General features: G+C 74.1%; 6 protein-coding genes. All 6 read right to left on the reverse strand.

Annotated features, from left to right (window positions below):
- Positions 1-23: 23 nt before the first annotated feature.
- Positions 24-968 (reverse strand): alpha/beta hydrolase fold domain-containing protein, encoded by a 945-nt coding sequence (locus tag ACLZN2_RS20105; RefSeq protein ID WP_416979925.1) that lies wholly within the window; start codon positions 966-968, stop codon positions 24-26.
- Positions 969-1,093: 125 nt separating this feature from the next.
- Positions 1,094-2,161 carry a class I SAM-dependent methyltransferase gene (locus ACLZN2_RS20110; protein ID WP_416979927.1) on the reverse strand — a complete coding sequence of 356 codons (1,068 nt, stop codon included), beginning with the start codon at positions 2,159-2,161 and terminating at the stop codon, positions 1,094-1,096.
- Positions 2,158-3,318, reverse strand: coding sequence for a glycosyltransferase (locus ACLZN2_RS20115; RefSeq protein ID WP_416979929.1), 1,161 nt, complete (start codon positions 3,316-3,318; stop codon positions 2,158-2,160). The genes ACLZN2_RS20110 and ACLZN2_RS20115 overlap by 4 nt, the downstream gene beginning before the upstream one ends.
- On the reverse strand, positions 3,315-4,121 hold the full coding sequence (locus ACLZN2_RS20120) for an alpha/beta fold hydrolase (protein WP_416979931.1): 807 nt from the start codon (positions 4,119-4,121) through the stop codon (positions 3,315-3,317). Before ACLZN2_RS20120 ends, ACLZN2_RS20115 begins: the two co-directional genes overlap by 4 nt.
- Before the next feature lie 3 nt (positions 4,122-4,124).
- Positions 4,125-4,433: an acyl carrier protein gene (locus tag ACLZN2_RS20125; protein ID WP_416979933.1), complete on the reverse strand. Its 309-nt coding sequence runs from the start codon at positions 4,431-4,433 to the stop codon at positions 4,125-4,127.
- Positions 4,430-8,935 carry a beta-ketoacyl synthase N-terminal-like domain-containing protein gene (locus tag ACLZN2_RS20130; protein ID WP_416980215.1) on the reverse strand — a complete coding sequence of 1,502 codons (4,506 nt, stop codon included), beginning with the start codon at positions 8,933-8,935 and terminating at the stop codon, positions 4,430-4,432. Before ACLZN2_RS20130 ends, ACLZN2_RS20125 begins: the two co-directional genes overlap by 4 nt.
- Positions 8,936-9,002: the final 67 nt, after the last annotated feature.

A 9,002-nucleotide genomic window follows, 5' to 3' on the forward strand; every position in this document is an offset into this window, starting at 1 on the left:
CGGGACCGCGGCGCCCGCGCCTGTCAGGGGGCGTCGGGCGCGGTGGCCCTTCGGATATGACGAGCCATCAGGGCGTAGCTCTGGCGCGCCTTTTCGTCGTCGTTCGTGTCGTAGCCGTGGTCCGCGCCGGCGACCTCGTGGTGCTCGACGAGAGCACCCGCCGCGTGCAGTCGCTCGGCGTAGCGGGCCGCCTCGGCGCGCAGCAGGTCGTACTCGGCCGTGATCACCAGGGCCGGCGCGATGCCCTTGAGTTCGGCGGTGTCCGAGGGGTGCGCGGGGGAGACGAGCCGGTCGGCGCGCTCACGCCGGTCCGGCACGTACGACGTGTCGAAGACGTCCGCCATCCAGGGCCGCAGCATCGGCCTGGCGACGGCGGCCTTCTTGTCCCGGGCGGCGGTGGCGAGGTCCAGCGGTGGATAGTGCAGCACCTGCAGGGCGATCGCGGGCCCGCCCCGCTCCAGGGACTGGCGGGCCACGGCCGCGGCGAGTCCGCCGCCCGCGCTCTGCCCGCCGACGGTGAGCCGCGCGCCGTCCCAGCCGTGCTCCGCGCCGTGCCCGGCCACCCAGTCGACGACCTCGTACGCCTGTGTGGTCGGCGCCGGGAACGGGTGCTGCGGCGCGACCACGTACTTCACGTTGACCACGACCACTCCCGCCTCGACGGCGAGGAACCGGCACAGCGCGTCGTCCATCACCGGCATCGACATGACATAGCCGCCGCCGTGGAAGTTGACGTGCACGGGCGGCCTGGTGGCGGTCCCACCCGGCGGCAGGTACACCGTGACCGGCGCCGGGGCCACCGACGTCGGCACGGTCGTTTCGCTCGCGTCACGCGGGTACTCGGGGAACCGGGCCCGCCAGGCGGCCGTGGAACCGGGGCCGCCGGAGCGGCGGCTCGCCAGCCTGGTGAGGCCCTGCATGGTCTTCGCGGCACGGGTCGCCACCGCGGGTCTGGCCAGGATGGACATACGGGTTCCGTTCGTCGGGCCGCACACCGTGGATCGTCAGGATTCCTGATGGTCCGGTGAGCCCGAAGCTAGCACGGCGGAACCCGTCTGCCCACCCCGTCGGTCGCGTCGGGCAACGATTGCCGTCAGTCGCGTCTGGCCACGATCCGGTACGCGTTGGACACGCCCAGCCGGTGCGCCAGCGGCCGGACGGCGAACCGGTCGAGCAGGGTGCCCGCGATCAACGCGGGAATGCCCGCGATCAGCAGCGCGGCCCGCAGTGTGCGCCGCAGCGCTCCCGGCGGCTCGGGCAGCCACGGCGCGTCCTCGCGCGGCGCCGCGTGGTCCAGCGCCAGCCATACGGCGGCCAGCAGATCGACCGGGTCGTGCGGCTCGGCGTGCTGCTCCGCGACCACCGTGAAGCCCAGCTCGGTGAGCCGGTCCCGCAGATTGGCCACCGGCACGAAGTGCAGATGCTGCGGCTGCAGCCAGGGCAGCCACCAGCGGCCGAGCAGCCGGGCGTAACGGCTCTCGGGGTCGGGGACCTCGATCAGCAGATGCCCGCCCGGCCGCACCGCCTCCCGCGCGGCCCGCAGTTCGCGGTCGGGGTCGGTGCTGTGCTCCAGGTAGTGGAACATGCTCACCACGTCGTAGCGGGCGGCCAGTTCGGGCGCGAGGTCCGGGAAGCTGCCCCGGTGGCCGCGTTCCACCCGGCCCTCCCGCTCGGCGAGTTCGACGCCGTCGGTGAAGTCCAGCCCGTCGAACACCGTGTCCGGCAGCACCTCCTTCGCCGCCGCGCAGAAGTGCCCGTGCCCGGTGCCCACGTCCAGCCAGGCCTTCGGCGCGGAGTCGTACGGCAGCATCGACTCGGCCCGGTTCCGGTACGTCTTCGTCCGCGCCCCGAACGTCTCCCCGAGCTTCTTCTCGCCGAGGCCGTCGTAGAAGTCCCGGTAGTAGAACTCCAGCCCCTCCGCGGTGAGCCGGGGGTTCTGGAAGACGTGCCCGCAGCCCTCGCAGCGGTCCAGAACGAACCGGCCCGGCTTGTGCTGGAGCAGGTCGGTGGTGCGCAGCCGGGTGGTGAGGTCCTGGCAGCCGCACCACGGGCAGTCGGTGCTCCGGGGCTCCAGGAAGCGCTCCACACCGGCGGCGATGTCGTCCTGGTAGGCGGGGCGCAGCGCGGCGATCCGCTCGCCCGGCCGGGTCTCGTCGGTCATCCGGACTCCCTTGCCAGCTCGTCGAGATGGTCCGCGGCGGCCGGTGCGCCGCCCGCGGCGCGGAACGCCGAGCCGATCCGCTCGGCGGCCACCCAGTACCCGGGCTCGTGCAGTACGGCGTCCAGGGCGGCGCCCAGCCGCGACGCCGTGACCCGGCCGAAGCGCACCCGCACCCCGGCCCCCGCGGCCACGACCTGGCCGGCCACCACCGGCTGGTCGTCCCGGATGGGGGCGACGACGAGCGGGACGCCGTGCCACAACGCCTCGCACACCGTGTTGTGCCCGGCGTGACACACGACCGCGTTCACTCCACGCTCCAGCAGCGCGAGTTGGGGTACGGAAGGGGTGATCAGGACATCCTTGTCGTCACCGGCGGCGCCGAGCGTGCCGCCCGGGTCGACGATCAACCCCTGTACCCGGTCGGCCCGTTCGCGCAGTGCGTCCCGGCACACGTCGAGGAATCGGCCGCCCACATCGGTGTTGGCGGTGCCGAGGCTGACGAGGACGGTGGACCGGCCGGGGTCGAGCCACTCCCAGGGGAAGCCGGACGCCTCCCGGCGCGCGGTGATCGAGGGGCCGACCCAGCGCACCCCCTCGGCCACGCCCGCCAACTCCGGTGCGCTGAAGGCGAGGACCAGGTGCGGGGAGAAACGCGGGTCGGTCGCCCTCCCGGGGTCGCCGAGCGAGGTGCGCAGCGCGGCCAGCCGCTGCTCCACCCACTCCCGCACCTTGGGCAGCCCGGCCAGCGGATCGGTGAACTCCGCCGACGTCGACGCCGAGGTCGCCCAGGGCAGGCCCAGCCGCTCCGCGGTGAACGCCCCCGCGAAGGCCTGCTGATCGGCCACCACCACATCCGGCCGGAACTCCCGGGCGGCCGCCCGCACTCCCGGTGCCATCGCCTCGGCGAGCGGCAGCAGGTACCACTCCCACAGGAACTTCAGCGCCTCGGGGCCGCGCAGCTCGGCGGGCCGCTCGCCCTGGGCGGTGCCGGCGCATCCGAACACGAGCGCCCCGGCCCCCGCGAGCCGTCCCACCAGCTCCGGATCCGGGCACACCCACGCCACCCGGTGCCCCCGCGCGGCCAGCTCGGCGGCGACCCCCACGGTCGGGTTGACGTGCCCGACCAGCGGCGGCACGACGAACAGGAACCGGCTCACCGCGCCGCCGTCCCGAGGGTCTCCTCCACCAGCGACAGGACGTGCCCGCCCACCGTCTGCGAGGCCTCCACGAGGATCGAGTGCTCATGGCCGGGCACGATCACGGTCCGGCAGTCCGGCAGCACCCCCTCCAGCCAGTCCGCCTGCTCGGCCAGGTCGGAGTCGCCCCCGTAGAGGGCGAGCACCGGGCAGCGCACCGCCGCGATCCGCTCCTCCGTCAGCACGCGGCTCGCCGGGATGTCCCGGCTGAGCGTCGTCTCCCGGACGAGCCGCGCCGCACCCCTGGCCAGCCGGGCCGTGTGCTGCCCCCGGTTGGCGGTGACCCAGGCGAGGGCCTCCGGCTCGTGGTGCGCGAGCCGCTCCACCACCCAGCCCAGGATGCGCTCCAGCTTCTCCGCCCAGGCAGGGGTGGCCGGTTCGGACTCGATGAGACAGACACTGCCCGCCCGCTCCGGATGGCGGGCCGCGTAACCGAACGCGATCGTGCCGCCGTAGGAGTTGCCGACCAGATGCACCGGCCCGGTCACCCCCAGCCGGTCCACGAGCGCCTCCAGGTCGTCGATGTTGTCGTCCAGGGTGTAGCCCTCGGCGGGGCGTGCGCTGCGGCCGTGGCCGCGCAGGTCGTACATGACGACGTCGAGGCCGGCCGCCGCGAACGCCGGGGCGACGGTGAAGTAGTGGCTGGCCAGGCTGTCGGTGAGCAGACCGTGCACCAGGACGACGGTGGCACCGGCCGGGCGGTCCCCGCCGGGGCCGAGCCGCTGGACGTGCAACCGGACGGCGCCGGTGTCGACCATCGCCATGGGTCAGCTCGCCCCCGCCGCCTTCAGACTGGTCACCACGTACTCGACGAGCCGGCCGACGGTCAGCTCGATGATCTCGTCGAACTCCATCCCGGCCAGGAACTCCGCGAAGTTGACCCGGTCCCCGTACCGCTCCTGGAGCAGTCCCGCCAGCGTCACCAGGTCGATGCTCTCCAGCTCCAGATCGCGGTTGAAGGTGGTCTGCATGCCGATCTCCACGTCGTCGAGGCCGTATTCGTCCTCCAGGAGCCGCGCGAGCATGCCGGTGATGTCGGCGAGGACGCTCTCCTCGTCGGCGGTGACGGGGGTCATCGGTCGTACTCCTTCGGTCGGTTCGGTTCCGTGGGCGCCGGGGCGGGGCCCGTCGTCCAGGCGACGACGTAACTCCGGGCGGGCAGGGTGGGCGGGTTGGCGGCCGGCTCGCAGTGCACGGCGTAGGAGCCCTCCAGTCGGCCGGAGACGGTCAGCCGGTCGCCGTCCGGGGTCGCGTCGAGCACGGTGAAGTCCCGTGGCCGGCCCCCGAATCCGGTGCCCTCCGCCTTGGCGACGGCTTCCTTCGCCGCCCAGAAGCGGGTGAACCAGAGCGCCTCGGAGTCCCCGGTGGTCGTCAACAGGTCTCTCAGCAACCGGAGTTCATCCGGGCCCAGTGCCGCTTCCAGGGTCTCCGGTGTGCGGTCGGTGACCTCCTCGATGTCGATGCCCGGACCGGGACCGGGACCGGGGCCGGGGCCGGTCCCGCGGCCGGGGCCAGGTGGGCGCGGGCGGACGATCGCCACGCCGGCCTCCGCGCAGTGGGCCAGGGACACGTTCAGCGGGGGCAGGACGCGCCCGTGCACACCGGTGACGTACGGGCGGCCCGACTCGTCGTTGCGCACCCGGAGTTCGGCCGGGAAGACCGGTCCCTCGCCGTGATCCCACAGCCATTGCCGTACGGCGTCCTTGACGGCGATCCGGCCGAGCAGCCACTGCCGGCGCCCGCGCGGGGCGTGCGCCGCGTACTCCGAACGTTCCTGGCCGCCCAGGGAGTTGCGCATGATCAGCTCGCGGGAGGCGAGGTCCGGCCACCGCTCGTGCAGCAGCGTCCAGCCGTCCGGCCTCGCCTCGGAGAGGGTGTTGCGCTCCGGGAAGCGCTCGACGGGACGGGTCTTCGGGTCGTTGTCGAACCGGCGGTCCTGCCAGCCGTACAGCTCGGCCCACACCGTGCCGTCGACCGTCAGCTGGACGTCCGCCTCCAGGACCGTGTCGGTGAGCGAGGTGATCCGGACGAGGCACGCGACCTCGGTGCCGGGCGCCGGATCCGGACCGTGGAACCGCATCTCCCGCATACCGACCGGGAACACCACGGTCCGCTCGGTCCGCGTCGCCATGATCCAGTAGCCGAGGATCTGACCGACGTTGTCGAGCAGCGCGCCGGGTGCGGGCGGGGTGGTGATGATTCCGCGCACATGGCGGTCGCCGATCGCGGTCAGCTCGGTGACGCCCTGGAACGCCGGGCCGTGGAACATCCAGCGCTCGTCGTAGAGCTGGGCGGCGGTGTGCTCGGGGACGCGTTCGGCGGCGGTGCCGGCCGGCCAGGGGGCCGGAGGCGGGGACGGGTGGCGGGCGGCCAGTTCGACCGTGGCGCGGGCGCGGGGGCCGAAGGACACGGCCACGCGGTCCGGTCCCTCCGGGGTCGCCGTCACCGGTACGTCGACGGGCGGGGTGGCGGTGAGCCACTCCTCGAACCGCGCGCCGTGCACGGCGACCGGGACGGTGCCGGGGGCGGCCTCGGCCGCCGCGTCCATGATGTGCCGCACGATCGTCGTCGCCGGCACCACCGGCCACCGGTCCGCCACGTCGGGCCAGCCGGGACGCTGCGGGAAGAAGCAGTGGTCGAGGAGGTGGGGCATGGTGTCGGGGGAGACACGGACGGTGGTGCGGCGGGGGGTGAGCCGGGCGGGACCCGGGGCCGGTGCGCCCAGGAGAGCCGCCGCCATGTCCGATGTCTCGCGCATCAGCGCGTTCAACTCGGCGGCCAATGGGGAGTGTTGGGCGAGTGTGTCCAGGGGTGAGGGGCCGCTGCCCGCGCGGGGACGCAGCCCCGCCCGGAGTTCGGCGAGCCTCTCCGGTGCGAGGGACACCAGAGCGCCGCCCAAGTCCAGGCGTACCGCCGGCCGTTGAGGTTCCGTCCGGCGGGGTCGCGCAAGGGAGGGAGCCACGTGCGCCCCCGCCGTCCACACCGCCGTGGCGACCCGGCGGAGCTGGGCCAGGCCCGTGCGGTGGGGCGAGTTGGCGGCGACGACCAGGTGGTCCTGTCCGCCGAGGGTGTCGCCGACGAGGGAGCCGAGCTGACCGGGGCCCGCCTGCACGAACACCCGGTGCCCGGACTCGTACAGGGCCAGCGCCAACTGCCGGAAACGGACGGGCTCCAGCAGATGCCTTGCGAACAACTCCCTTATCTCCGCCTTTCCTTCGGGGAAGGGGGCGGCGGTCGTCCCCGACCAGACGGGTGTGTGCGGCGCGTGCAGCCGGAACCGCTCCGCGGCTTCCTCGATCGGGCCGAGGTGGGGCTCCAGCATCGGCGTGTGGAAGCCCGACCGGAACGGCAGTACCTGGCTGAGCACGCCTTGGGAGCGGAAGGCCCGGACGAAGTCCTCCACCGCGGTCTGCGGACCGCACACCATCGACTGCCCCGGCGCGTTGTCGTGGGAGAGGACGAGCCCCGCCCGCTCCCCGCCCTCGTCGCGCAGAGCCGCCAGCACCCGTTCGGCGGAGGCTCCGATCGCGCCGAAGGCCAGCCCGGGGACCGTCACCGAGTCGGGGTCGAAGCCGGCCATGAAGGCGTCGACCTCGTCCCCGGCGTACAGCCCGCCCGCCGCCATCGCCGTCCACTCGCCCACACTGTGCCCGGCGACCGCGTCCGGCACGATCCCGGTGCGGCGCAGAGCGGCGTCGAGCAGCCGGCCCACGGCGACGACCCCGAAGCCGTGCCGGCCGATGTCCTGCGTCTCGCGGTGAGGGAGCACCGGAGCGGGCAGGTCGAAGTGGGCGGCGATGTCATCGACGCGGGGGGCGAAGTCGCCCTCCAGACCGGGGAAGAGGAACGCCAGCTTTCCGTGCCCGGCGGTACCGAGCAGGGGGTCCGGCCGGAACCAGACGTCGTTGCGGCCGTGCCAGGCGCGCCCCTTGCCGAGCGCGCGACGGGCCAGCGCGAGCCGCTTGGCCGTCGGGTCGACGATCCCGAGCCGGGCGGGGCCCGCGTCCGGGTGCGGGCGCGTGGGGTCGAGTCCGGCGGAACGTACGGTGACGTCGTCGGCGTCCAGCAGGGCGGCGAGGCGGGCCGGGGACTCCGCGGCGAGCAGCAGGATCTCCTCGGGCTCGGTGACCTGCGTGACCTGGGCGAGCGCACGGGAGGCGGGGCCGGTCCTCGGTCCACCGACCTCCGCCCGCGCCCCCGGCGCCTCCTCCAGCACCACATGCGCGTTGATCCCGCCGAACCCGAACGCGTTGACGGCGGCCCTGCGCACCGGCTGCCCGGGCCCGGTCTCCCACTCCGCCGCCTTCTCCAGCGTGCGGAAGCGGGTGCGGGCCAGGGCCGGATGCGGATCGTCGCAGTGGAGCGTGGGCAGCAGCGTCGCGTGGTGGACGGCGAGCGCGGCCTTGACCAGACCGGCGACACCGGCGGCCGGCATGGTGTGCCCGATCATCGACTTCACCGAGCCCAGGACGGCGTCGGGGGCGCCGTCCCCCGGCCCGAACACCTCAGCCAGCGTGGTGAGTTCGGCGCCGTCGCCCGCCGGAGTCGCCGTCCCGTGCGCCTCCAGCAGGCCGAGCGAACCGGGCGCCGCGGGGTCGAGCCCGGCGACCCGCCACGCCTGCCGTACGGCCTGTGCCTGGCCGCCGGGGTCGGGGTTGACCAGCCCGGCCGCCCGGCCGTCGCTCGCCACGCCGGTGCCCCGGATCACGGCGTAGATCCGGTCGCCGTCCCGCTCGGCGTCCGTCAGCCGTTTCAGGACGACGACCCCCGTGCCCTCACCGATCAGGATGCCGTCCGCGTCCCGGTGGAAGGGACGGATGCGCTGGCTGGGGGAGAGGGCGCGCAGTTGGGAGAAGACACTCCACAACGTGATGTCGTGGCAGTGGTGGACGCCCCCTGCGAGCATCATGTCGCAGCGCTCGGAGGCCAGTTCACCGACCGCCTGGTCCACAGCGACCAGCGAGGACGCGCACGCGGCGTCCACCGTGTACGCCGGTCCGCGCAGGTCGAGCCGGTTGGCGACCCGGGACGCGGCGAGGTTGGGCACGAGACCGATCGCGGACTCGGGGCTGTCCGGACCCAGCCGCTCGGTGAACGCCTCCCGGACTCGGTCGAGTTGGGAGTCGGACAGGTCGGGCAGCAGCTCGCCCAGCGTCCGTACGAGCTGCCCGGCCGTGCGCACCCGCTGGTCGAGCCGGACCAGACCGGGGGTGAGGTAGCCTCCCCGGCCGAGGACGACGCCGACGCGCCCTCGGTCGGGGAGGCGGTCCGCGCCGCCCGCGTCGTCCAGGGCGGCGGAGGCCACGTGCAGGGCGATCAGCTGGTCGGGCTCTGTGCCGGCCACCGAGTTCGGCATGATCCCGAACCGGGTGACCTCGACCTGCGCGAGCCCGTCCACGAACCCGCCCCTACGGGCGTAGACCCGCTCCGCGAGGGCCGGTTCGGCCGCGGTGCCCGGCCGGTAGTAGGCGTCGGCGTCCCAACGGCCCTCCGGCACCTCTCCGATGGCGTCCACGCCGTCCCGGAGATTCCGCCAGTAGGCGTCCAGATCGGTGGCCCCCGGCAGCAGCACCGACATGCCGACGATGGCGACCGGCACTTGACGGGCCGTCACAGTCGCCCTTCCGGGGATTGCAGGCGACACC

It is taken from the genome of Streptomyces sp. T028 (assembly GCF_048159505.1).
In the GTDB taxonomy this organism is placed as follows: Bacteria; Actinomycetota; Actinomycetes; order Streptomycetales; family Streptomycetaceae; genus Streptomyces.

Coding starts and splice junctions, on each gene's coding strand:
- ACLZN2_RS20110 (WP_416979927.1), bottom strand. CDS start 2,161: ATGACCGACGAGACCCGGCCGGGCGAGCGGATCGCCGCGCTGCGCCCC.
- ACLZN2_RS20130 (WP_416980215.1), bottom strand. CDS start 8,935: ATGTCGGTGCTGCTGCCGGGGGCCACCGATCTGGACGCCTACTGGCGG.
- ACLZN2_RS20120 (WP_416979931.1), bottom strand. CDS start 4,121: ATGGCGATGGTCGACACCGGCGCCGTCCGGTTGCACGTCCAGCGGCTC.
- ACLZN2_RS20105 (WP_416979925.1), bottom strand. CDS start 968: ATGTCCATCCTGGCCAGACCCGCGGTGGCGACCCGTGCCGCGAAGACC.
- ACLZN2_RS20125 (WP_416979933.1), bottom strand. CDS start 4,433: ATGACCCCCGTCACCGCCGACGAGGAGAGCGTCCTCGCCGACATCACC.